Source organism: Pseudomonas mosselii, from assembly GCF_005796105.1.
Lineage (GTDB): Bacteria > Pseudomonadota > Gammaproteobacteria > Pseudomonadales > Pseudomonadaceae > Aquipseudomonas > Aquipseudomonas mosselii_C.
In genome coordinates this window covers 115,672-138,832 of record NZ_VAUO01000007.1, presented here as the reverse complement: position 1 = coordinate 138,832, position 23,161 = coordinate 115,672, and the positions used below count along the sequence as shown (strand labels likewise).

The following is a 23,161-nucleotide window of genomic DNA, read 5'->3' as shown; positions in this document are numbered from 1 at the left end:
GCGTGATGCTGGCTGTTCATCAATCAGGAGCATACGCATGCCTACTTCCAGCGCCCCTACATTTGATTTCAACCGAGCAGTTGCGTTGCATTTCAGCGCTCGCCCCACGCTGCGCCAAGTCGCCAGCGAACAGTTGCTCAAGGCCTTGCAGGCGGAACTGCCATGGCTCGCTTTCGCGCAGCCGACCCTGCCCTCTGCCGATGTGTTCATGTTAGACAGTCCCGACCCTTCGACGCCCTACTGGACCACACAGCCAATCGTCGACTGGCTACTCCAAGGCTTTCTACAGAGCTACAGCGTTGACCTGCAGCCTGTGCAAGGGCGTCATCACAACCTCGGCTTAGTCGAGCCCTACCGCTTCTACGGTTCCACACATGCTCTGGATACGCGCCAGCTCCCTGACCTGAGCGCATCGCTCAATGCGTTGATCGAGCAATTGCCGCAACACTTCTGCAACGCGCAACTCGATTACTGGAAAGGAATCGGTGAAGCGGGTGTCAGCCGAGACCGTTGGATCCAGCTGTTGTTGAGGACGTCTCTGTTGCGTGGTTTGTCTTTGCAGGGCCTGGATGCGCAGGAGCAGGCTTGTATCCGTGGCGTGCTGCGTGGCGGCAGCGATCAGCCGCCGGTGAGTTTCGTGCAGGCCAGCCTCAAGGCGGGTGATGAGCGTTGGGACCACATGCTCTGCCATTTGCTGGTAACCGGTGAGTGGGACGAGCGTCAGGTGGTGTTGTGGTGCGCTCCCTCGGGAACGGTGCGCAGGTTTGAGTCGATGAGCGCCTTCGCCGTGGCCCTGCGCAACGAATTGGCTCTCAACTACCGGTTCGATGAAATGGCTTGGCAGGCGTTCCCGGTCGAGGGTGATGTGTTCGCACAGCAAGCCGCGTTGTTGCTGGAGACTATGTTCACCCAGGTCGAGCAGGTGTGCTACGGGCGCTTGGTCGACGTTGCCGCACTTGAGCGGCTGTTCGCCCAATTGAGCGACCCGGCGCAGTGGTTCGCGGCTTACCCCGACGATACTCCAGCGGTCCATGTGCCCCCGGGGATAAGTGCCGGCTCAAGCCGTGACAGCTTCGCTTACCAGTACGCATTGCATCAGCTGGCAATCGCTAATCTGGACGCTGACGGCGTTGCTGCGTTGGATGGGGTGCATAGCTTGCAGCACTACGCCAGGCAGCGTTTGGTCGACCGGATGCGTCTTGACTACAACGAAGAAACGTCGCCCGATGACCTGATGCTCGAGTTCTTCGTGGCGCACGGTATGCCTGGCGGATCCGGGGGGGGGAGCGGTGGTGGTGAGCCCATCGAAATCGTGGGCGAAAAAAGCCTGACCGAGTTCGCCATCGGCAATCTTGGCGCGCTAAAAAATGCTTCGATTTCACGTATTCGTCATGCCAACGGCGAGGCCGGGCCTGCATGGCTGGATGCCGATGCCGCCAGGCGCTTGGTAAGTCAGGTCGATATTGGCGGTACTTACCCGGTGTATGTCGCCGAACACTTGGATGACCCGCAGCATCGTCCGCTGCGGCTACAGCGCTTTGCCAGGGAGTGGCGCAGCAGCTTGTGGTTCAGCGCCCTTACAGCCAAGCTCAACGGCAAAATCACCGATGATGGTCTGCAGGCGGTGGTTGATTTCTGCAACGGTCATCAGGACTCGTTATCGCCGCGTGTGGTCCTAATACCCCTGGCGTTCAAGCGTCAGCCGCAGTCCACGCGGCATGAGCAGGTGCGTGGCATGTATTTGCTGTACTGCGCTGAGCCTCGTCTGGTGCTGCTGTATCGACCGCTGTACAAGCAGGACACGCTTCGCCAGTACGCAAGTTTGGGCGCATTGCTCGAGCACATTCAGCAGTCTCCGCTGTTGCAGGACAGCATCCTGGATTGGATGGATCCGCAGGTTCGCCATATTTATGACCGCGGCGGCTTCAGCGAGCCGCACCTGAGCAGCATTGGCATCGATCCTTACGCATTGCCCGAGCGCCCCGAGCCACCCGTGATTCACGTGCAGTACTGGATCCGCGACCTTGACGCAAGACTCTACGACGCTAACCGCGACTTGCTGGTGGAGATCGCGGACATGCAGTCCACGTCCAACGCAGAACGGCGCTGGGAGACACTTACCGAAGGGGCCTGGCTGCTGTTTGATGTCGTGACCCAGGTGCTGAGCGGCCCGGTGGCCAGCGTGGCGTGGCTGGCGCAGTTGCTGGGCTCGCTGCAAAGTGACCTACAAGCGCTTGAGCGACAAAACGAATTCAATCGATCGGCGGCGGTGGTGGATTTGCTCTTAAACCTGGGCATGAGTTTGCTGCACCTCCGACAACCCAACATCCCCGTCGAGGGTGGCGCCAGACCTGTGGAGGCCTCTGCGTTCGAGGGGCGAGCCGCCCAGCGCGGTGCCTTCGCCGAAATGTCGGTGTTGCCGCGCACTGAGCCTGCCGCCACCGTTGGCGCGCTGATGGAATTGCCGGGGCGCCAGCTCGATCTTTCTTGGCGTGGCAACCAAGGGCTCAACTGGATACCCCCTGCGCAGCGACAGGCCCTGCTGGCCATGCGCTCGGGGGTTGAGCTGTCCCAATCGGCATTGCTGACCACCGGTGATAACGCGGGCTTGTACCTGATCGACGGTCAGTTGTATGCAACCATGACAGGGTATGCCTATCCCGTCGAGGTGTCTGATGAGGGCGTGCGCGTGCAGGATGGTAAAGGCGGATACGGGCCGTGGTTGACCTCGACGACGGGTGTCTGGCGAGTGGATGGTTCGCTGCGTCTCGCGGGAGGCATGCCGCCAAGACGCGATGCGCGTGCGAGACTTAAAGAGCGTTATGAGAATCTGATACAAGAAACCGACCGGCTCGCTGATCAAATCCGGAGCAACGCGGACCAGTTCGACGCGCTATCCCCTGCAGTACTCAAGTTGCAAGGGCAAGTCTCCAATCTAAAAGCGTTGCGGAGCAGAGAGCAGGCCAAGCAAGCGTCGCTAGGTCAGGGGCAGGCGCTGGATAATTCGGTGGCGATGGTGGCCCTCTACGATGAGCGTCTCGCCCAAGACAGTGCTCAGCTGCTTGCCAAGCGCGATCAGGCAGTTCATCTGATCGAGGGGAATGTATCTCTTGATGCACAACTGCTGACGAGTTATGAGCGGCTAAAAGAGCCCAAGTTCACACGTTTTCGAGTCGGCCTGGATGAGCAGTTGGTGGCGCGGAAAAAGGACAGTCAGAGCCGGCAAATTGCCAACAACCATTTAATTTTCAATGAGCTGACCGAGCTGATTGACTACCAGGAGTATTTTGATCTACAGCAGCGCCTGGAGGGGCAGCCGATAGGCGAGGTGCGTGAGGCCTATGGCCTTTATCGCCAGAAACTAGAGAACATGAGGGCCTTCCAGGATCGCATGCTTAAAGCGTCCGAGAACCTGGATGTGCTATTGAGCGACACGCCTGCTGATCTACAGATCAAGTTGGGCAATACGAAGATCGTGACTGCGGCAGAGCTGACCAAGGAGCGCAGAGTCAGCACTGTGCAGTTGCGCTATCATCAGGCAACGGTGATTGCAGACTTGGCCCTGCACCTCGATGCACCTATGGGCCAGCGCCGTATCGCCCAACTCCGTGATGAACTGATCGGAACTGCCCTGCGTAATGCGGCAGGTGCGCATGGCGAACTTGATTTCACCAACTTGTCGGTCGAAGACCGCATTTCCATCCTTCAGGAGGCCTGGGACGAATACACCGCAGCCCTGCTCAACTACAGCGGTATTGTCAACGAAGACGCTGAGCTCGTTGACTTTCAAATTCTGGAAGGTTATTTCATCGAGCTGGAAAAGCTCAAACTCGATGCGGGCACGCGTTTGGTCGATGCGATCCAGGAGCAAGAGGGTGGTGTAGTTACGCCTAGGCGGGTTGCCTACGCTGTCACGCATGAGCACCAGCAGATAGTGCGCAACGCCGAAGGGCAGCTTCTGATCGGTACCGAGCGGGAGGTAGAGGGGGAGCGCCTGCTTGAAGTGCTTGATCCGGTCGATCGGAGCGTATCTGCCATCTTCGATTGGCGTGATGGCGAGTGGCAGGAGCGTCAGGAACCGGCAGTCCCGCTTGAGCCTGAAGGTCTATCCGACGATACGGCCATGCAAGTGCAACGCTTGCTGGATGAAAATGACGCACTCGTGCTCAAGGCGGCTGATTATGTCAATAACGATATCAAGGCCTCGCTGATCATCAAGCTTTTCGACCAGCAGATGAAAAAGCTCAACCGTGAGTCGGTTAGGCTCAATGAGGAAAACGCCAATCCTGCGTTGATCAAAAGCCTGGAGGCCGCAGCAGATAAGCTGAACGCTGAGAAACAGTTGAAGCTGATCACGTTGTACACCAATACCAAATACCCGACTGCCGAAGCCCTGCGTTTTCTGCATGACCAGAAACTGCTCAAGGTGCGTTACGTAGAGCGTCGGTCCATGGCTAACCACACGAAGTTCGACGAGTATGAAATCCAGCGTTTGATGCAGCCTGGAGACACCAAAGGGCGAAGTATCTGGGCAGCGCACTTCCATGTGGCTACGGATGATGCCCTGGCACGGGAATTTACCGTTGGCCATTTGAAAACCTGGGGTCAGCGACGCCATAGCAGCCAACCCGGCAGTGGCGTAAGGGTGCACCGAGGCAAGCTCACCCTGGAGCAGGCCGAAGGCATCATCCCGTTCGACTGAGGTGCCTAGCGATTGCTATAGCGGCCATGCTTGCCATGGGCAGGCATGGCCTGATTGGCACGCTCGGCAATCATTTGCGCAATACTCACCAGTTCGATCCCTTCAGCCTTCAGCCGAGGCAGCGCACGCTCCAGTACTTGCAGCGTCTGGGGGTAGGGGTGGCCGATCAGTACGGCCGAGCCCTGCTGCCGCGCCAGTTCGACGCCTAGACGCAACTGGCGGTCGATGGCCTCGACCGTACGTTCGTCGTCCAGGAAGACATCGCGGGAGACGTGCGCCAGGCCCACAGCTTGGGCCTGGGCGCCGGCCACCGTGGAGGCACTGGTACGACTGTCGACGAAGAACAGCTTGCGGCGTTGCAGCTCACTCATCAACCACGCCATGGCCTCGCGTTGTGAGGTCATGCGGCTGCCCATGTGGTTGTTGATGCCGGCGGCATAGGGCACCTTGGCCAATGCTGCGTCCAGTCGGCTCGCCAGTTCCGGCAAGGGTAACTCGGGGTGCCAGGCGTAGGGGCCGGTGGCCGGATCCATGGGCATGTGCAGGATCACCGTCTTGCCGGCCTTGTGGGCCTGGCGAGCGAAATCCGTGGCATGCGGGGTATCGGGCATGATTGCCAGGGTAACCGGCCCCGGCAGTGCCAGGGTGCGTGCGTCGCGCTCGGTATTCTGGCCTAGGTCGTCAATGATGATGCTCATGTAGGCCTTGCTGGCCGGGGCCGCTTGCGCGACGCCGGCCAACAGGCAGCACAGCAGACACAACAGATAACGCATGGGGAGTATCAGTCGCCCTTGGTGATGTTCAAGCCCTTGAGCAGGCTCAGGGCCTGGCTGAGCTGGAAGTCGTTGTCCTGTGGGCGTTCCTTGCGCTTGGTGCTGCCGGTCGGGCGGTCGGCGCCGCCATTGCCGTTGCCCAAGTGCCCTTGCAGGTCGGCTTCCTTGAAGTTCTCGGTGTCGGCCTCGGCGGTGAGCTTGGCTGGGCGCACCTCGATGTCCGGCACGATGCCCTGGGCCTGGATCGAGCGGCCGTTAGGGGTGAAGTACAGGGCGGTGGTGAGTTTAAGCGCACGGTCATTGGCTAGTGGCAGCACGGTTTGCACCGAGCCCTTGCCGAAGCTGTCGGTACCCATGAGCACCGCGCGCTTCTGGTCTTGCAGGGCGCCGGCGACGATTTCCGAGGCCGAGGCGCTACCGCCGTTGATCAGCACCACCAGCGGCACGCCTTCGCTGGCGTCGGCCGGATCGGCCGAGAAGCGCAGTTCGGAGTTGGCGATACGGCCCTTGGTGTAGACGATCAGGCCCTTGGTGAGGAAGTGGTCAGCCACTTCTACCGCCGCCTGCAACACGCCGCCGGGGTTGTTGCGCAGGTCCAGCACCACGCCGCGCAGTTTCTTGCCGTTGTCCTTGCGCAGCTTGGCCAGGGCCTTGCCTACTTCGTCGCCGGTCTTGACCTGGAACTGGGTGATACGGATATAGCCGTAGTCGTTCTCCAGCAGTTGGCTCTTCACGCTCTTGACCTGGATCACCGCGCGGGCGAGGGTCACATCGAACGGGGTGCCGCCGTCACGTACCAGGGTCAGGGTGATCTTCTCGCCGATCTTGCCGCGCATCTTGTCGACCGCTTCGGTCATGGTCTGGCCGCGTGTCGGGGCACCGTTGATCTTGACGATCAGGTCGCCGGCCTCGATGCCGGCGCGCGACGCGGGAGTGTCGTCGATCGGCGAAACGACCTTGACGAAGCCGTCTTCCATGCCCACTTCGATGCCCAGGCCGCCGAATTCGCCACTGGTGCTTTCCTGCAACTCTTGGAAGTCTTCTGGGCCCAGGTAGGCCGAGTGCGGGTCAAGGTTGCTGAGCATGCCCTTGATGGCGTTTTCCAGCAGGGTCTTGTCATCCACAGGCTCGACGTACGCCGCCTTGATGCGGTCCATGACCTCGGCGAAAGTGCGCAGCTCTTCGAGCGGCAGCGGCGCCTTGGCGGTCACCTCGGTGGCCGGGACCGCCGCCGGCTTGGCGGCAACGGCTGGCTTGGCCGGCTCGGCGGCAGTGGCCAGGGGCGCGCCGATGACCAGGGCGATGGTCAGGGCCAGCTGGGTAAGGCGGGGCGAGTGCAGCATGTCGAACGAACTCCTGATCCTGTTGGCGCTCCTTGCCGGAGCATCGGCGCGGTGTGTGACGGCGCGCCGTAAAAGTAGTCGGTGCCTAACCCCGGCACCATTGCGCAGGGTCGGTAGGCCGGCCTTGCTGGCGAATCGCGAAGTACAGGCCAGCGGAATCCTGGCCGCCGCTGTCACCGACGGTGGAGATGGCCTCGCCGGCCTTGACCACGTCGCCGGCACGCTTGAGCAGGCTTTGGTTGTGCCCGTACAGGCTCAGGTAACCGTTGCCATGGTCGAGAATGACCAGAAGTCCGGCGCCACGCAACCAGTCGGCGAATACCACGCGCCCACCGTGTACGGCGTGTACTTGAGTGCCGGCGCTGGCGCTGATCATCACGCCATCCCATTTGGCCCGTGCATCGCTACCGCGCGCATCACCGAAACGTGCCAGTAGTCGACCATTGACGGGCCATGGAAGTTTTCCGCGGGCCGCAGAAAATGCACCGCCGTAGCTGGCGCCGTCGCTGGAAACCACTGGGCCGAGCGTGGAGCGGGCCTTTTTCGGGGCCTCTTCGGGCGCATCGTCGCGGGCGGCGGCCAGGGCTTGGGCCTTGCGCCGCTGTTCTTCTTCCTGCTTGGCCAGCAGCGCGCGTTGGCGTGCTTGCTCGGCCTCGCGCGCCTGGCGGGCGAGGGTTTCCTCGATGGTCTTGAGCACCTGGGCAAGCTCGGCCTGGTCCTGCTCGCGGGCCTGCAACTTCTGGTCGCGCGCCTGCAAATCGCTGTTGAGCTTGGCCAGTACCTGCTGGCGTTTCGCGCGTTCGGCTTCGAGCGCCTGACGGCGGCTGTCGAGGTCGGCACGCTGGGTGAGCAATTGCGTCTGCTGCTGGCCAATGTCCTGCTCGACGTTGGCCAACTGGCGCAGGGTTTCGTTGAACGTGCGTAGTTGCTCGGTACGGGCTTTGCTCAGGTAGTCGTAGTAGGTCAGGGTGCGGGCGAACTTCTCGGGGTTCTGCTGGTTGAGCAGCAGCTTGAGGTATTCCTCGCGTCCATTGTTCTGGTAGGCCGCGCGTGCCTGGATGGCGATCAGGCGTTGTTGTTCAACGCGGGCGCTCTGGAGTTTTTTTTTCTCGTGATCAAGGCGCTCCAGCTCGCCCTCGGTCTTTTTTAGTTCTTGTTGCAGTACCTCCACCTGTTTCTCGAGGTTGCCGATATCGGTCTCGGTGGTCTTGAGGTCTTTTTGTACGCCAGACTTTTCCTCCTGGAGCTTGCCCAGCATTTTTTTCAGCTCGGCGATGTCCTGGCGGGTGGCGTCCAGCTGTTGCTGGGTCTGTGCGCGCTCGTCGGCAGCGAAGGCCGGGGCGAGCAGGCATGACAAGGCGAGTAGGAAGAGGGCGCGAAGCATGGGGTTGGGCGTACCAGGGATGGAGACTGGCCTAGTATGCCCGCCCGTCGCGGCAAAAAAAACGCTTAGTAGTACAAGCGGCAAGCTGCGAGCGGCAAGCTGCAAGAAAAAGCCGGGTGCGCTTCACTCGCAGCTTGCAGCTTGCCGCTTAAAGATCGACCAGAATCGAGGTGCCGGTCATTTCGGCCGGTTTCTCCAGGCCCAGCAACTTGAGCATGGTCGGGGCGACATCGGCCAGCACACCGCCTTCGCGGACCTTGAGCGGGCGCTTGCCGACGTAGATGAACGGCACCGGCTCGGTGGTGTGGGCGGTGTGTGCCTGGCCGGTGCACTCGTCTTCCATCTGCTCGACGTTGCCGTGGTCTGCGGTGATCAGTGCCTCGCCATCGACCTTGGCCAATGCTTCGACGATGCGCCCGACGCAGGTGTCGAGGGCCTCGACCGCCTTGACGGCCGCTTCGAACACGCCAGTGTGGCCGACCATGTCGCCGTTGGCGTAGTTGACCACGATCACGTCGAAGCGCTGCTGCTCGATGGCCTCGACGATGCGGTCAGTGACCTCGGGTGCGTTCATCTGCGGTTGCAGGTCGTAGGTGGCGACTTTCGGCGATGGGATCAGAATGCGCTCCTCGCCGGGGAACGGCTCTTCGCGACCACCCGAGAAAAAGAACGTCACGTGGGCGTACTTCTCGGTCTCGGCGATGCGCAGCTGGGTCTTGCCGTGCTTGGCCAGGTATTCGCCGAGCACGTTGTCCAGGCTGGCCGGGGCGAAGGCGGCGGGCGCCGGGATCTTGGCTGAGTACTGGGTCAGACCGATGTAGGCGGCGAGCTTGGGCAGACGCGCACGCGGGAATTCGTTGAAATCGGCCTCGACGAACACGCGCGAAAGCTCGCGGGCACGGTCGGCGCGGAAGTTCATGAAGACCACGGCGTCACCGTCCTCGACCTTCACCGCCTCGCCAATGCGCGTGGCTTTGACGAATTCGTCGCTCTCATCACGCGCGTAGGCGGCTTCGAGGCCCGCCAGGGCGCTGTCTGCGGTGTACTCGGCAGCGCTGTCGACGATCAGGTCGTAGGCGGCCTGCACGCGGTCCCAGCGGTTGTCGCGGTCCATGGCGTAGTAGCGGCCGATGAGGCTGGCGATGCGGCCCTTGCCAAGCTTGGCGAAGGTCGCGTCGAGCAGCTCGATCGACGACTGGGCGCTGCGTGGTGGCGTGTCGCGGCCATCCAGGAAGGCGTGCAGGTAGATTTTCTCGGCGCCACGTTGCGCAGCCAGTTCGGCCATGGCGACCAGGTGGTCCTGGTGGCTGTGCACGCCGCCTTCGGAGAGCAGACCCAGGATGTGCACGGCCTTGCCGGCACCCACGGCCTTGTCCACAGCGTCAGTGAGCACGGGATTTTCGAAGAACTCGCCGTCGCGGATGGCCTTGGTGACGCGGGTGAAGTCCTGGTATACCACGCGCCCGGCGCCGAGGTTCATGTGACCGACTTCTGAGTTGCCCATCTGCCCGTCTGGCAGGCCGACATCCATGCCGGAACCGGAGATCAGCCCATGCGGCTGGGTCGCGCGCAGGCGGTCGTAGACCGGTGTGTTGGCGGCATAGATGGCGTTGTATTCGGGTTTTTCGCTGTGACCGAAGCCATCCAGGATGATCAGGACCAGAGGTTTAGGCGTGCTCGTCATCAATCAAACTCACGGTTGTTCAAAGATGATAAAGACACGCATTTTAGGGCAAATACGCCACCTGCGGCGAATATTCCTCCCCATTGCCCGACCGGCGCACTCGGACTTGCGCCATGCAGCCGGGTTCATGGGCGCCCTGGCGGGCTTTGGTGGTCATAAGGGGCTGTGTATACTGGCCGCCATTTTCAATCGCCTGGAACACCGCCGATGGTTGCTCACCTGATTCAATTCGCGACAGATCACTTCATTCTGGTGGCGATCTTCGTCGTTCTTCTGGTCCTGTTGCTGGTCAACGAAGTGCGTCGTGGCGGCCAGAGCCTGAGCACCGGCCAGCTGACCGCGCTGGTCAACGCCGACAAGGCCGTGGTGATCGATGTCCGCCCGTCCAAGGAATTCTCTGCTGGGCACATCGTCGGCGCGCTGAACATCCCGCAGGACAAGCTGGTCAGCCGCATGGCTGAGCTGGAAAAACACAAGGAAAAGACCCTGATCGTCGTCGACGCAATGGGCCAGCAGTCCGGCACCCTTTGTCGCGAACTGCTCAAGGCTGGCTACACCGCTGCCAAGCTCAGCGGTGGCGTGTCCAGCTGGAAAGCCGATAACCTGCCCCTGGTGAAGTGATATGAAGCCCGTCATCGTCTACTCCAGCGACTACTGCCCCTACTGCATGCGCGCCAAACACCTGCTCCAGAGCAAAGGCGTGGCGTTCGAAGAGATCAAGGTCGACGGTAAACCCCAGGTGCGCGCCGAAATGAGCCAGAAGGCCGGCCGCACTTCGGTACCGCAGATCTGGATCGGCAGTACGCACGTCGGTGGTTGCGATGACCTCTATGCCCTGGAGCGCGCGGGTAAGCTCGACGCGCTGCTGGCGGCCTGAATTCGCTCTGCATTCAAGAACATTAGGAAAAGGATCTGCCATGACTGATCAACAGAACAACGGCGCAGCCGACGCGAACGCTCCTCAATTTTCCCTGCAGCGCATCTACGTGCGCGACCTGTCGTTCGAGGCTCCGAAAAGCCCGCAGATCTTCCGCCAGCAGTGGGAACCGAGCGTTTCGCTGGACCTGAACACCCGCCAGAAAGCCCTGGAAGGCGACTTCCATGAAGTGGTGCTGACCCTGTCGGTGACCGTCAAGAACGGTGACGAAGTGGCGTTCATCGCCGAAGTGCAACAGGCTGGCATCTTCCTGATCGCAGGCCTGGACGCAGCTTCGATGAGCCACACCCTGGGTGCGTTCTGCCCGAACATCCTGTTCCCTTACGCCCGCGAGACCCTGGACAGCCTGGTGACCCGTGGTTCGTTCCCGGCCCTGATGCTGTCGCCGGTCAACTTCGACGCCCTGTACGCGCAAGAGATGCAGCGCATGCAGGAGGCTGGCGAAGCGCCAACCGTGCAGTAACGTTTGCCGGACACGAAAAAGCGCCCCTCGAGGCGCTTTTTTGTTGTTCGGTGGTTAACCCTCAGCTCCCGGCAAAGCCGTTCTGTCGCCAGGCTTCGTAAACGGTCACCGCCACGGTATTGGACAGGTTCAGGCTCCGGCAGCCTGGCCGCATTGGCAGGCGCAGGCGCTGTTCGGCTGGCAGGCTGTCCAGGACCTCGGCCGGCAGGCCGCGGCTTTCAGGGCCGAACAGGAACGCGTCGCCCGGCTTGTAGGCCGCCTCGTTGAATGGGTGCGAGCCCTTTGTGGTGAATGCGAACAGGCGCGGGTTGCCCAGGCTTTCCAGGCATCCGGCCAGGCTTTCGTGGCGCTTGAGCGTGGCATACTCGTGGTAGTCCAGGCCCGCACGGCGCAGGCGCTTGTCGTCCAGCTCGAAACTGATCGGTTCGATCAGGTGCAGGGCGCAGCCGCTGTTGGCGCAGAGGCGAATGATGTTGCCGGTATTCGGCGGAATTTCAGGTTGAAAGAGGATGACGTGAAACATGCACGGCTCCAAGCGTGAAGATGACGAGCATTCTACCCCCGAAGCGGACGTGCGATCGAAGGCCTTCCCGCGGATGATCCTGTCGCTGGCTATCGTCGGGGTGATGGTCGGCCTGATGATAGGTCGCCTGACCGTGCCACAGGAACGTGCGCTCGAACAGGTGGCGGTGGTGCAGGACGGCTTGGACCTGTGGTTCAACGAACAGCCGCAACTGCATGGTGAGAATGTCGAGGGTAGCGTGGCTGTGCTGTTCCAGGCCTCAGGCAAGCCCCAGCGTGGGCAACTGATGTTGCAGGGCAAACCGGTGGGATGGCGCTTGCAGAAGAGTGAGAAGGGCTTGCTGCTGACCCTGGTGGCCGCGCGTCCCCTGCGTGGCGAGTGGGCCGGTGCAGAGGACGCGGGGCGTTGGAAGGTGCAGGTGCGCCTGCACGAATAAAAGAGGGGAGTCCCGGCCTGCCTGTACCGAGGTCCCCAAAGGCGGATACCGCTGGGAATAAAAGGGGGATCACCCGGCCTGCCTGTACCAGGGTCCCCGAAGCTGCTGCATGGCTGCGAATAAAAAGGGGATTTCCTGGCCTGCCTGTACCAAGGTCCCCGAAGCGGGTGTCGCTACGAATTAAAGAGGGGGATATCCCGGCCTGCCTGTACCGAGGCCCCCGAAACTGGAGATACAATACCTATTGCAGGGGGCGTGCCAGTTTTGAAAAACCCGGAAACACAGGGCTTTGAGGGGGATTTGGCCGGGTTTCGAGGGGATTTATGCCTTCGCAAGGTGCAGAAGGCACAGGATCGGTGCATCGGAGGGTGAATCAAGGGCCCTTTAAACGCATCGCGGGTAAACCCGCTCCCACAGATGCTGCGCAGTCTTGTGGAAGCGGGTTTACCCGCGAATGGCCAGTTCAGGCAGCTGAACGCTGAGAATCAGTGCTCGTCGCCCTCATCGTCATCGGCGCCATCGACCTTCATCCCCAGCTCCTTGATCTTGCGCGTCAGGGTATTGCGCCCCCAACCCAGCAGCACGGCGGCGTCGCGACGCCGGCCTGCGGTGTGCTTGAGCGCGGTCTCGATCATGATGCGTTCGAAGCTGGGTACGGCGCTGTCGAGCAGGCTCGACTGGCCGCGTGCCAGGGCCTGGTCAGCCCACTGGCGCAGGGCCTGTTCCCAGTTGGTCACAGGCGCGGCATCCGACGGCAGGTTGAGCAGTTCCGGTGGCAGGTCGCCCACCAACACTTCACGGCTGGAGGCCATCACGGTGATCCAGCGGCAGGTGTTCTCCAACTGGCGTACGTTGCCAGGCCACGGCAGGTTGCGGATGAACTCTTCGGTTTCCGGCTTGAGCAGCTTGGGCTCGACGGCCAGTTCCTGGGCGGCGCGGCCCAGGAAATGACGGGCGAGGGCCGGGATGTCCTCGCGGCGATCAGCCAGGCGCGGGATATGGATGCGGATCACGTTCAGACGGTGGAACAAGTCTTCACGGAACTTGCCGGCCTGCACCAGTGATTCGAGGTTCTGATGGGTCGCGGCGATGATGCGCACATCCACCTTGACCGGCACATGGCCGCCTACGCGGTAGAACTCGCCGTCAGCCAATACCCGCAGCAGGCGGGTCTGGGTGTCGGCTGGCATGTCGCCGATCTCGTCGAGGAACAACGTACCGCCGTCGGCCTGCTCGAATCGACCGCGACGCAGGTTGGCCGCGCCGGTGAAGGCGCCTTTTTCATGGCCGAACAGCTCGGACTCCATTAGGTCCTTGGGGATCGCCGCCATGTTCAAGGCGATGAACGGCGAGGCCGCACGGGGACTGTGGCGGTGCAGGGCGTGAGCCACCAGCTCCTTACCGGTGCCCGACTCGCCGTTGATCAGCACGGTGATGTTGGAGTGGCTCAGGCGGCCGATGGCACGGAACACCTCCTGCATCGCCGGCGCCTCGCCGATGATCTCGGGGGTGCGGGTCAACGCCTGGGGTACTTCCAGGGCCTGTTGTTCCTGGGCGTGCTGGTTGGCGCGCTTGACCAGCGATACTGCCTCATCCACGTCGAACGGCTTGGGCAGGTACTCGAAGGCGCCGCCTTGGTACGACGCCACGGCGCTATCCAGATCCGAGTGGGCGGTCATGATGATGACCGGCAGACGCGGGTGATGCTCGCGGATCTGCGCCAGCAGGTCGAGCCCGCTGGCACCGGGCATGCGGATGTCAGAGATGATCACATCCGGCTGCTGGCGAGCCAGGCGGCCCATGACGCCATCGGCACTGTCGAAGCTCTGGGTGTTCATGCCCTCTTGTTGCAGGGCTTTTTCCAGCACCCAGCGGATAGAGCGATCATCATCGACGATCCAGACGGTTTCACTGCGGCTCATGAGGCGTTGGCTCCTTGTTCCAGCGGCAGGAAGATCGAGAAGGTGGTGTGGCCGGGGTGGCTTTCACACTCGATCAACCCCTGGTGCTGGCTGATGATGTTCTGGGTGATGGCCAGGCCCAGCCCGGTACCGTCCGGGCGACCACTGACCATGGGATAGAAGAGGGTGTCTTGCAGTTCCGGCGCGATTCCTGGCCCGTTGTCGATCAGCTCGACGCGGGCGACCAGGCGATGGCGCACATGGCCGATGGTGAACTGGCGCACCGCGCGGCTGCGCAGGGTGATGCGGCCCAGGCGCAGTTCGTTCTGCCCGCTGATCGCCTGCATGGCGTTACGCACGATGTTGAGCACCGCCTGGATCATCTGCTCGCGGTCGATCAGCACGTCGGGCAGGCTTGGGTCGTAATCACGCACCAAGGTGATGCCGCCCTGGGTTTCGGCCTCGACCAGGCTGCACACACGCTCCAGCACCTCATGGATGTTGGTCATGGCCAGCGAGGGGAGTTTGTTGGAGCCGAGCATGCGGTCGACCAGGTTACGCAGGCGGTCGGCCTCCTCGATGATCACGTTGGTGTAGTCGCGCAGGCCGTCGTTGGGCAATTCCCGCGATAGCAGTTGCGCCGCGCCGCGAATGCCGCCCAGCGGGTTCTTTATTTCGTGGGCCAGGCCGCGCACCAGCATCTTGGTGGTTTCCTGCTTGCTCAGCTGTGCCTCTTCCTTGGTGATGCGCAGCAGGCGATCACGCGGGTGGACTTCCAGCAACAACAGGGTCTGGCCTTGATGCAGGATCGGCGTGACGGCGTAGTCGACGGTGATCGACTGGCCGGTGAGCGAGGTCAACTGGGCTTCGCGCTTGGTGAACGGGTGAGCCTGCTCGACCGCCTGGCGCAGTGAATTGAGCGCCTCGGCAGACTCGGTGAACAGTTCACTGATGAACTGCCCGTGGCTGCGCTGGCCGCTCACGGCCAGCAGCATCTCGGCCGCCGGGTTCATGTATTCCAGGCGTAGCTCGGCGTTGAGCAGGAGCGTGGCCGTGGTCAGGTTGTCCAGAAGCAGACGGTGCTGTGCATCGCTGATGGTCATAAGGCGTCGTTGACCTCTTTTGGCGCTTGCTAGGCAATGGCGCGGCCAATGCCGCGCATGCGGTGAATCCGCTGATGCCAGTCTCTTCACAGAAAAAATGCAAGAAACAAACCAAGGCTCCGAAAAGAAGCGGAATTTCCTGATAAACCCCTCGAAATGCGCAAATTCGGACCAAGATTCATGGGTTTATCGTTTCATGCGACCCTTTTTGGTGTGCACCCTGAGTGCTTGGTGATTTTCATGCACCAATATAGAGCATTGCCGGCCTCAATGTTTTTTGCACAGCTGTCCGGTGGCGCGGATCAGGGCCAGGTGGCGCAGCGGGTCCTGGGTGCGCCGAATCAGTGCGTTGGCGAGTGCGCGCGGGCAGTCCGCTGGCGGCTGGCGGTCCAATGCTGCCAGCTCGTTGAGCAGGGTGAACTGCAAACTGTCCAGTCGCGGGCGCAGTTCATGGGTCAGGTCGCGTGTGCTCGACAGGCTGTTCTGACCGCGCGCTGCCCAGCGATCGAGCAGGGCGTATTGCACGAGCTTGTTGGCTTCGATCTGGTCGGCGAAGAAGGTTTCGGCGCGTTCGGGACTCAGGCCGTAGTCGGGGGCGGCGCGGCGAACCTGTGCGAGCACCTGTTGTTCGCGCGCTGGAGCATCCACGGCTAAGGCGTGTTCCCATTTGTGGTGGGCGACCGAGCGTGCCAGTTCCAGACGTTGCTCGATGGCGACGAGCAGTGGCAGCAGTTCATTGTGCGGTGCTGTCGAGGCGCTGCAACTGCCCAGTAGCAGGGGCAGGCAAAGCGCGCGTAGGGCGTGGCAGGCAGACATGCAGATCTCCTTGTGCTGGGAGGTCTGAGTGTGGGCGCTGGTGTGGGAACTGCTTGTAGGCAGTTTCTGAAACGCGGGTAGGTACAAATAAAAACGGCCTTCCGAAGAAGGCCGTCTTTCTGATGTCACCGGCGCCAGGCGCCGATGGGATCAGCAGCTGTAGTACAGCTCGTATTCCAGCGGGTGCACGAAGGTGCGGACCTTGATTTCTTCTTCGCTCTTCAGCTCGATGAAGGCATCGATGAAGTCGTCGGAGAACACGCCGCCTTTGGTCAGGAACGCACGGCCTTTGTCCAGCTCTTCCAGGGCCTCTTTCAGGCTGCCGCAAACCTGCGGGATGTCCTTGGCCTCTTCAGGCGGCAGGTCGTACAGGTTCTTGTCGGCAGCATCGCCTGGGTGGATCTTGTTCTGGATACCGTCCAGACCAGCCATCAGCAGGGCTGCGAAGGCCAGGTACGGGTTGGCCGATGGGTCCGGGAAGCGGGCTTCGATACGACGCGCTTTCGGGCTGCCGACGTATGGAATACGGATCGAGGCGGAACGGTTGCGGGCCGAGTAGGCCAGCATGACCGGGGCTTCGAAGCCTGGGACCAGACGCTTGTAGGAGTTGGTCGACGGGTTGGTGAAGCCGTTCAGGGCCTTACCGTGCTTGATGATACCGCCGATGAAGTACAGGGCGGTGTCGGACAGGCCGGCGTAGCCTTCGCCTGCGAAGGTGTTCTTGCCGTCTTTCCAGATCGACATGTGCACGTGCATGCCCGAGCCGTTGTCGCCGTACAGCGGCTTCGGCATGAAGGTAGCGGTGCGGCCGTAGGCGTCGGCAACGTTGTGCACGACGTATTTCAGGGCCTGTACTTCGTCAGCTTTCTTCACCAGGGTGTTGAACTTGACGCCGATTTCGTTCTGGCCGGCAGTTGCCACTTCGTGGTGGTGAACTTCGACGGTCTGACCCATTTCTTCCAGTGCGTTGCACATGGCAGTACGGATTTCGTGGTCGTGGTCGAACGGCGGAACCGGGAAGTAGCCGCCTTTGACGCCTGGGCGGTGGCCTTTGTTGCCGCCTTCTACGTCAGCGCCAGTCATCCACGAGCCTTGCTCGGAGAAGATCTTGAACATCGAGCCGGAGATGTCGGATTGGAACTTCACTTCGTCGAAGATGAAGAACTCTGGCTCTGGACCTGCGAATACGGTGTCACCGATGCCGGTGCTCTTGAGGTACTCTTCGGCGCGCTTGGCGATCGCACGTGGGTCGCGATCGTAGCCCTGCATGCTCGACGGGTCGACGATGTCGCAGGTGATGATCAGGGTAGGTTCTTCGGTGAACGGGTCCAGTACGGCAGTTTCGTCGACCGGCATCAGGATCATGTCCGATGCTTCGATGCCTTTCCAGCCAGCGATGGAGGAACCGTCGAACATTTTGCCGACTTCGAAGAAGTCTTCGTCCAGGCCATCACGCGCCGGCATGGTCACGTGATGCTGAGTGCCTTTGGTGTCCGTGAAACGCAGATCAATCCACTTGACGTCATGATCTTTGATGAGTTGAACCGACTTCGACATGTTGTCCTCCGGATGGTCTAGGGTGCGACAGAACGCTGCCCTGGAAAAAGGGTGTCGCCGGGCGCGGATAGTCGGCCAAGCTTACCTGCCTCACAAGGGAGCAAATTGCATGCCAGTGCCCGAAAATGGCGAGTGCGGGATAAAAGGGGGCGTTTACGGGCATCTATGCGGAGGGTGCGTGGAGAAAACGCACACTTAAGAGGCGTTATTTTGGCTATGCGCACTTAAATGGTGCGCCTTGTGCGTGGCGTGTTTTGTTTGAGGGCACAGCGCTGGGTAACACCGCGCGCAGCGCGCTGCTTGCCACCTTTGTCGAATCCCCCTGAAAATCCAGCTTTGCTCCTGCAAGGCCGGATGCCATGCCCCATATCCTCATCGTCGAAGACGAATCTTCCATCGCCGACACCCTGGTCTACGCCCTGCAGGCCGACGGTCACAGCACCGATTGGGTGAGCCTGGGCAGTGCTGCCGTCGAACAGCAGCGCCTGCGCCCCGCAGATCTGGTGATTCTGGATATCGGTCTGCCGGATATCAGCGGCTTCGAGACCTGCCGCCAACTGCGCCGTTTCAGCGAGGTGCCGGTGATGTTCCTCAGTGCTCGGGACGCTGAGATCGACCGCGTCCTGGGACTTGAGATCGGTGCCGATGACTATGTGGTCAAGCCGTTCAGTCCGCGCGAGGTGGCTGCGCGGGTGCGCGCCATCCTCAAGCGCATGGCGCCACGCCCCGAGCCGGCTGGTGAGTCATCGCCGTTCCAGCTCGACACCCTGGCGATGCGCATCCGCTACCAAGGCCAGGCGCTGACCCTCACCCGGCACGAGTTCCGCCTGCTGCAATGCCTGCTGGAGCAACCGCGCCGGGTGTTCAGCCGCGAGCAACTGCTCGATGGCCTGGGCGTGGCCTCGGATGTGGGCTACGAGCGTACCATCGACAGCCACATCAAGAGCCTGCGCGCCAAGCTGCGCCAGGTCGCTGCTGACGCCGAGCCGATCCAGACTCATCGCGGCCTGGGCTACAGCTACAGCCCGGAACACGCCTGATGCGCCTGGGCATCCGTATCTTTCTGGTGTACTTCCTGTTCGTCGGGCTGGCCGGTTACTTCTTGCTCAACACCGTGCGCGAGCAAATCCGCCCGGTGGTGCGTCAGTCCTCGGAAGAGACCCTGGTGGACACCGCCAACCTGCTGGCTGAAATCCTCCACGATGACGTCAAGCACGGCACGCTGGGGCAAAGCCGCTTGCCCGAGGTGCTCAAGGCCTACGGCCTGCGCAGCCCTGGTGCACAGATCTGGGGCCTGGCCAAAACCGAGGTCAGCCACCGTATCTACGTCACCGATGCCCACGGCATCGTGCTGCTGGACTCCAGCGGGCAGGACCTGGGCCAGGACTATTCGAAGTGGAACGACGTCTACCTGACCCTGCGTGGCCAGTACGGCGCGCGTTCCACTCGCAGCGTGGCGGATGACGAGAGCACCTCGGTGATGCACGTGGCGGCGCCGATCCTCGACGATGGGCAGATCATCGGTGTGGTGACGGTGGCCAAGCCCAACCGCTCGTTGCAGCCCTACATCGACCGCTCCGAACAGCGTCTGCTGACGCTTGGTCTGGGCTTGATCGGCCTGGGTCTGTTGGTCGGTGCCGGGTTGTCGTGGTGGCTGGTGCGCTCGCTGCGCCGGCTGGCGCGCTATGCCCAGGCGGTCAGCGAGGGTGAGCGGGCTGCGGTGCCCTACTACAAGGGAGGTGAACTGGCGCACTTGGCCAAGGCGGTGGAGCGCATGCGCACGCAACTGGAGGGCAAGGCCTACGTTGAGCGATACGTGCATACCCTCACCCATGAGCTGAAGAGCCCGTTGGCGGCCATTCGCGGGGCCAGCGAGCTGCTTCAAGGCGAGATGCCGACCGAGCAGCGGGCGCGTTTCGCCGGCAATATCGAGCGCGAGAGCGAGCGCTTGCAGCAGATGATCGAGCGCCTGCTGGACCTTGCCCGGGTCGAGCAGATGCAGGCGCTGGAGGACGAGCAGCAGGTGGCGCTGGCGGGGCTGGTGGATGAGTTGCTGCTGGCTCAGGCCGCGCGCATCCACGGCGCTGGATTGCAGGTAAACCAGCGCATCGCGGCGGGTACCTCGTTGCGCTGCGACCCCTTCCTGATGCGCCAGGCGCTGGCCAATCTGCTGGACAACGCGCTGGATTTCACCCCGCCCGGAGGGAAGCTGCTGTTCGAGCTGGAGCGCGAGGGCGAGCGGGTGGCGCTGAGCCTGTTCAACCAGGGCCAGGCGATCCCCGGGTACGCCCTTGGGCGGCTCAGCGAGCGGTTCTATTCGCTGCCAAGGCCCGGCACTGGGCGCAAGAGTACGGGGCTTGGACTGAATTTTGTCGCCGAGGTGATGCAGCTGCATGGCGGGACGCTGGCGGTGGATAACGTCGAGGGTGGGGTGCGCGTCAGGTTGTGGCTGCCGGCACGGCGGTTAGGCTCATGAGCATATGGGCGCGCCTGCGCGGCTGATTCTCCACACAAATCCCACACACCCACCTCGAAGGCTCCATGCAGCGGGCAGACACTGCCCTCATCGCAAACGGAGCCTTACCCATGAACAAAACCCTCGGATTCAAGCTCGGCATCATCGCCGTGCTCATCCTGCTGCTACTCATTCCACTCTTGATGATCGGCGGCCTGATCGATGAGCGTCAGCGCCTGCGTGACGTAGTCCTGCAAGATATCGCGCGCAGTTCGGCCTTCGCCCAGCAGATCAGTGGCCCGCTGGTGGTGGTGCCGTATCGCAAGTACGAGCGCCGCTGGATCGACAAGGACGGGCACAGCACCCAGGAAACCACCACGGTCACCGGTAACCTGTACTTTCTCCCAGAAACCTTCCAGGCCGATGTCGGCGTCGAAACCGAACTGCGCGCACGCGGCATCTACCAAGCCCGCTTGTTCCACGCCAAGAGCCGTATCAGTGGCCGCTTCACGCTGCCTGAGCGCTGGGGAATCGACAAGGATTACGACGACTACCGTTTCGACAAGCCGTACCTGGTGGTCGGCATCAGCGACATCCGCGGTATCGAGAACAACCTGGAGCTGAGCCTGAACGAGCAGCGCTTGGCCTTCGAGGCCGGCACGGGCCTGGACTGGATGCCAGGCGGAGTCCGCGTGGCGCTGGCCTCGCTCGATGTTCAGCAGGCCCGCGCGTTCAGCTACAGCTTCGACCTCGCGTTGCAAGGCACCGGCCAGTTGTACGTGTTGCCGGTGGGGCGCACCAGCACCGTGGACATGCGCGCCAACTGGCCGCACCCAAGCTTCGTCGGCAACTTCCTGCCCACGCGTCGGGCCATCGACGACAAGGGCTTCAGTGCCCACTGGCAGACCTCGTTCTTCGCCACCAACCTGGAGGAGGCCCTGCGCAAGTGCACGACGGTCGAGCGTTGCGCGGCGTTCACCGATCCGAGTTTTGGCGTGAGCTTCGTCGACCCGGTGGACCAGTACCTCAAGAGCGAGCGGGCGATCAAGTACGCGCTGCTGTTCATCGCCCTGACCTTCGCTGGCTTCTTCCTGTTCGAGGTATTGAAGCACCTGTGCGTGCATCCGGTGCAGTACATCCTGGTGGGCGTGGCCCTGGCGTTTTTCTACCTGCTGTTGCTGTCGTTGTCCGAGCACCTGGGCTTTGGCCTGGCGTATGGCATATCGGCTTCGGCCTGCGTGCTGTTGATCGGCTTCTACCTGTGTCACGTGCTGCGCAGTCTGGGGCGCGGGGTGGGTTTCGCGGCGGGGCTGGCGGCGCTGTACGGCATGCTCTACGGATTGCTCAGCGCTGAGGATTACGCGCTGCTGATGGGCTCGCTGCTGTGCTTCGGGCTGCTCGGTGTGTTCATGGTGCTGACCCGCCGGCTGGACTGGTCGCGGGTGGGGAGAGGGGTATGAGGGAGGATCGTGAGATCGGGCGATGGTTGGCCCTGAGAATCGGCCAGTTGTTTCCGGCAAGACCGAGGTGAGGCTTTTGTAGGAGCGGCCTTGCGCCGCGAAAGGGCCGCGCAGCGGCCCCAGGTTTTTAGCGCAAAAGCTGAAACAGCTGGGGCCGCTATGCGGCCCTTTCGCGGCACGAGGCCGCTCCTACAGGAAGGCGTGGCGCGGTCAGGTGGCCGGGTTGGTTGCCAGCATCGACGGCCGCTGGCTCACCTCGGCATACCACGCTGCCAGCCCCGGCTGGCGTTCACGCCATCCAAACGCCGGCTGGCGCAGGTCCAGGTAGCCCAGCGCGCAGGCCACACCGATGGCGGCAAGGTCGAAGCCCGAGGCCAGCTCTGCCAGGTGCTCCTGCTCCAGGTTGGCCAGGCTACGGCGGATCTTTTCGCTCTGTGCCTGAACCCAGTCGTCCCATTGCTTGTCAGCCGGGCGCAGGAAGGTTTCGTAGCGGGTGCCGACGGCGGCATCCATGATCGCATCGGCCTGGGAGGCCAGGGTCAGCCGACGCCAGCGCGCCGAGCCTTCGCGCGGCAGCAGCGGGTTGCCGACGTGCTGGCTGTCGAGGTACTCGCAGATCACTCGGCTATCGTGCAGCACAACGCCGTCGTCGAGGCGCAGGGCCGGGATCTTGCCGATCGGGTTGCCGTGGTTGAGCTGCTCGTCGCCGCTGACCGGGCTGATATTCACCGGCTGCAACGTGACCCGCTCAAGCTGGCCAGTCTCGTGCAACACCACCATCACCTTGCGCACGAACGGCGACAAGGGCGAATGGAACAGGATCATCGCTCAGTTACCTTGCAGGCTAGGTGGCAGGCAAACACCGGTGCCGCCGATGCCGCAGTAACCGTTCGGGTTCTTGGCCAGGTACTGCTGGTGATAGGCCTCGGCGAAGTACACGGTCGGCGCCTGGTCGATCTCGGTGGTGATCTGGCCGAAACCGGCCTTGTTCAACTCGGCCTGGAAGGCGTCGCGGCTGGCCTTGGCCTCTTCCAGTTGCTGCGGCGAGGTGCAGTAGATTGCCGAGCGGTACTGGGTGCCGATGTCGTTGCCCTGGCGCATGCCCTGGGTCGGGTTGTGCAGCTCCCAGAACATCGTCAGCAGCTCGTGATAGCTGACCCGGTCCTTGTCGAATACCACCAGGACCACTTCGGTGTGACCGGTCAGGCCCGAGCAGACCTCTTCGTAAGTGGGATTCGGGGTGAAGCCACCGGCATAGCCGACCGCGGTGCTGACCACGCCTTCGCGCTGCCAGAAGCGGCGCTCGGCGCCCCAGAAGCAGCCCAGGCCGAAAATGGCGAAGTCGATGTTGCCTTCGAAGAAGGGGCCGAGCAGCGGCGTGCCTTCGAATACGTAGTGGAACTCAGGCAGGCTCATCGGGGTTTCGCGGCCAGGCAGGGCCTGCTCCGCAGTGGGCATGACGTTTTTGTTCACCAGGATTTCCGAACGCAGGACCATGGCCGCTTCCTCTGTGTTTTTCAGTGCGATAGGTGTGGACTTCTTCGCGGGCAAGCCCGCTCCCACAGGGTCATCGCTGCCCTCAAGTGCAGTGCTTCTTCCTGTGGGCGCGGGCTTGCCCGCGAAG

19 protein-coding genes are annotated in these 23,161 nt (G+C 62.2%); 8 read left to right on the top strand and 11 right to left on the bottom strand.

Going from position 1 to position 23,161, the window contains the following annotated elements:
- Window positions 1-37 precede the first annotated feature (37 nt).
- Window positions 38-4,702, top strand: coding sequence for a dermonecrotic toxin domain-containing protein (locus FEM01_RS15845; RefSeq protein WP_138220432.1), 4,665 nt, complete (start codon window positions 38-40; stop codon window positions 4,700-4,702).
- Between the two features lie 5 nt (window positions 4,703-4,707).
- Here the strand turns inward: FEM01_RS15845 and FEM01_RS15840 are convergent, their stop codons facing one another.
- From FEM01_RS15840 to gpmI, 4 genes are all read right to left on the bottom strand, one after another.
- A complete protein-coding gene (locus FEM01_RS15840) occupies window positions 4,708-5,475 on the bottom strand; it encodes a divergent polysaccharide deacetylase family protein (RefSeq protein WP_138220431.1) in 768 nt (255 codons plus the stop codon).
- An 8-nt stretch (window positions 5,476-5,483) separates the two neighbouring features.
- The gene (locus tag FEM01_RS15835; RefSeq protein ID WP_138220430.1) at window positions 5,484-6,818 is read right to left on the bottom strand and encodes a S41 family peptidase; all 1,335 of its coding nucleotides are present in this window, start codon (window positions 6,816-6,818) and stop codon (window positions 5,484-5,486) included.
- A gap of 85 nt (window positions 6,819-6,903) precedes the next feature.
- A complete protein-coding gene (locus FEM01_RS15830) occupies window positions 6,904-8,202 on the bottom strand; it encodes a murein hydrolase activator EnvC family protein (RefSeq protein WP_138220429.1) in 1,299 nt (432 codons plus the stop codon).
- Between the two features lie 148 nt (window positions 8,203-8,350).
- Complete coding sequence (gene gpmI / locus FEM01_RS15825; protein ID WP_138220428.1) at window positions 8,351-9,886, bottom strand: 2,3-bisphosphoglycerate-independent phosphoglycerate mutase; 1,536 nt, start codon at window positions 9,884-9,886, stop codon at window positions 8,351-8,353.
- A 207-nt stretch (window positions 9,887-10,093) separates the two neighbouring features.
- On the opposite strand from gpmI, the gene FEM01_RS15820 reads away from it, so the two are divergent.
- From FEM01_RS15820 to secB, 3 genes are read left to right on the top strand one after another with little or no spacing between them, the layout of a single operon-like run.
- On the top strand, window positions 10,094-10,507 hold the full coding sequence (locus tag FEM01_RS15820; RefSeq protein WP_138220427.1) for a rhodanese-like domain-containing protein: 414 nt from the start codon (window positions 10,094-10,096) through the stop codon (window positions 10,505-10,507).
- Between the two features lies 1 nt (window position 10,508).
- Window positions 10,509-10,763 (top strand): glutaredoxin 3, encoded by a 255-nt coding sequence (gene grxC / locus FEM01_RS15815; RefSeq protein ID WP_138220426.1) that lies wholly within the window; start codon window positions 10,509-10,511, stop codon window positions 10,761-10,763.
- A 40-nt stretch (window positions 10,764-10,803) separates the two neighbouring features.
- Entirely contained in the window at window positions 10,804-11,286 is a 483-nt protein-coding gene (gene secB, locus FEM01_RS15810; RefSeq protein ID WP_138220425.1) for a protein-export chaperone SecB, read from the top strand.
- A 61-nt stretch (window positions 11,287-11,347) separates the two neighbouring features.
- Here secB and trmL read toward each other — a convergent pair whose 3' ends face one another.
- Window positions 11,348-11,809 carry a tRNA (uridine(34)/cytosine(34)/5-carboxymethylaminomethyluridine(34)-2'-O)-methyltransferase TrmL gene (gene trmL / locus FEM01_RS15805; RefSeq protein ID WP_138220424.1) on the bottom strand — a complete coding sequence of 154 codons (462 nt, stop codon included), beginning with the start codon at window positions 11,807-11,809 and terminating at the stop codon, window positions 11,348-11,350.
- Here trmL and FEM01_RS15800 point away from each other — a divergent pair.
- Window positions 11,808-12,245, top strand: a complete 438-nt coding sequence (locus tag FEM01_RS15800; RefSeq protein WP_138220423.1) for a hypothetical protein — start codon at window positions 11,808-11,810, stop codon at window positions 12,243-12,245. The genes trmL and FEM01_RS15800 overlap by 2 nt on opposite strands.
- A 485-nt stretch (window positions 12,246-12,730) precedes the next feature.
- Here the strand turns inward: FEM01_RS15800 and ntrC are convergent, their stop codons facing one another.
- The 4 genes from ntrC to glnA form a co-directional block, all read right to left on the bottom strand.
- Window positions 12,731-14,167, bottom strand: a complete 1,437-nt coding sequence (gene ntrC / locus FEM01_RS15795) for a nitrogen regulation protein NR(I) (protein WP_138220422.1) — start codon at window positions 14,165-14,167, stop codon at window positions 12,731-12,733.
- Entirely contained in the window at window positions 14,164-15,249 is a 1,086-nt protein-coding gene (gene glnL, locus FEM01_RS15790; protein WP_138220421.1) for a nitrogen regulation protein NR(II), read from the bottom strand. The genes ntrC and glnL overlap by 4 nt, the downstream gene beginning before the upstream one ends.
- A 267-nt stretch (window positions 15,250-15,516) precedes the next feature.
- Window positions 15,517-16,065: a gamma subclass chorismate mutase AroQ gene (gene aroQ, locus FEM01_RS15785; RefSeq protein WP_138220420.1), complete on the bottom strand. Its 549-nt coding sequence runs from the start codon at window positions 16,063-16,065 to the stop codon at window positions 15,517-15,519.
- A 150-nt stretch (window positions 16,066-16,215) separates the two neighbouring features.
- Entirely contained in the window at window positions 16,216-17,622 is a 1,407-nt protein-coding gene (gene glnA, locus FEM01_RS15780) for a type I glutamate--ammonia ligase (protein ID WP_054884259.1), read from the bottom strand.
- 359 nt (window positions 17,623-17,981) lie between these two features.
- Between glnA and creB the strand changes: the two genes are divergently transcribed.
- The 3 genes from creB (at window position 17,982) to creD (ending at window position 21,537) form a co-directional block, all read left to right on the top strand.
- Window positions 17,982-18,662 carry a two-component system response regulator CreB gene (gene creB / locus FEM01_RS15775; RefSeq protein ID WP_138220419.1) on the top strand — a complete coding sequence of 227 codons (681 nt, stop codon included), beginning with the start codon at window positions 17,982-17,984 and terminating at the stop codon, window positions 18,660-18,662.
- Entirely contained in the window at window positions 18,662-20,098 is a 1,437-nt protein-coding gene (gene creC, locus FEM01_RS15770; RefSeq protein ID WP_138220418.1) for a two-component system sensor histidine kinase CreC, read from the top strand. Before creB ends, creC begins: the two co-directional genes overlap by 1 nt.
- A 110-nt stretch (window positions 20,099-20,208) precedes the next feature.
- A complete protein-coding gene (creD, locus tag FEM01_RS15765; RefSeq protein ID WP_138220417.1) occupies window positions 20,209-21,537 on the top strand; it encodes a cell envelope integrity protein CreD in 1,329 nt (442 codons plus the stop codon).
- Between the two features lie 210 nt (window positions 21,538-21,747).
- Here creD and FEM01_RS15760 read toward each other — a convergent pair whose 3' ends face one another.
- Window positions 21,748-22,362: a glutathione S-transferase gene (locus FEM01_RS15760; protein WP_138220416.1), complete on the bottom strand. Its 615-nt coding sequence runs from the start codon at window positions 22,360-22,362 to the stop codon at window positions 21,748-21,750.
- A 3-nt stretch (window positions 22,363-22,365) separates the two neighbouring features.
- Window positions 22,366-23,034: a peptide-methionine (S)-S-oxide reductase MsrA gene (gene msrA / locus FEM01_RS15755; RefSeq protein WP_138220415.1), complete on the bottom strand. Its 669-nt coding sequence runs from the start codon at window positions 23,032-23,034 to the stop codon at window positions 22,366-22,368.
- Window positions 23,035-23,161: the final 127 nt, after the last annotated feature.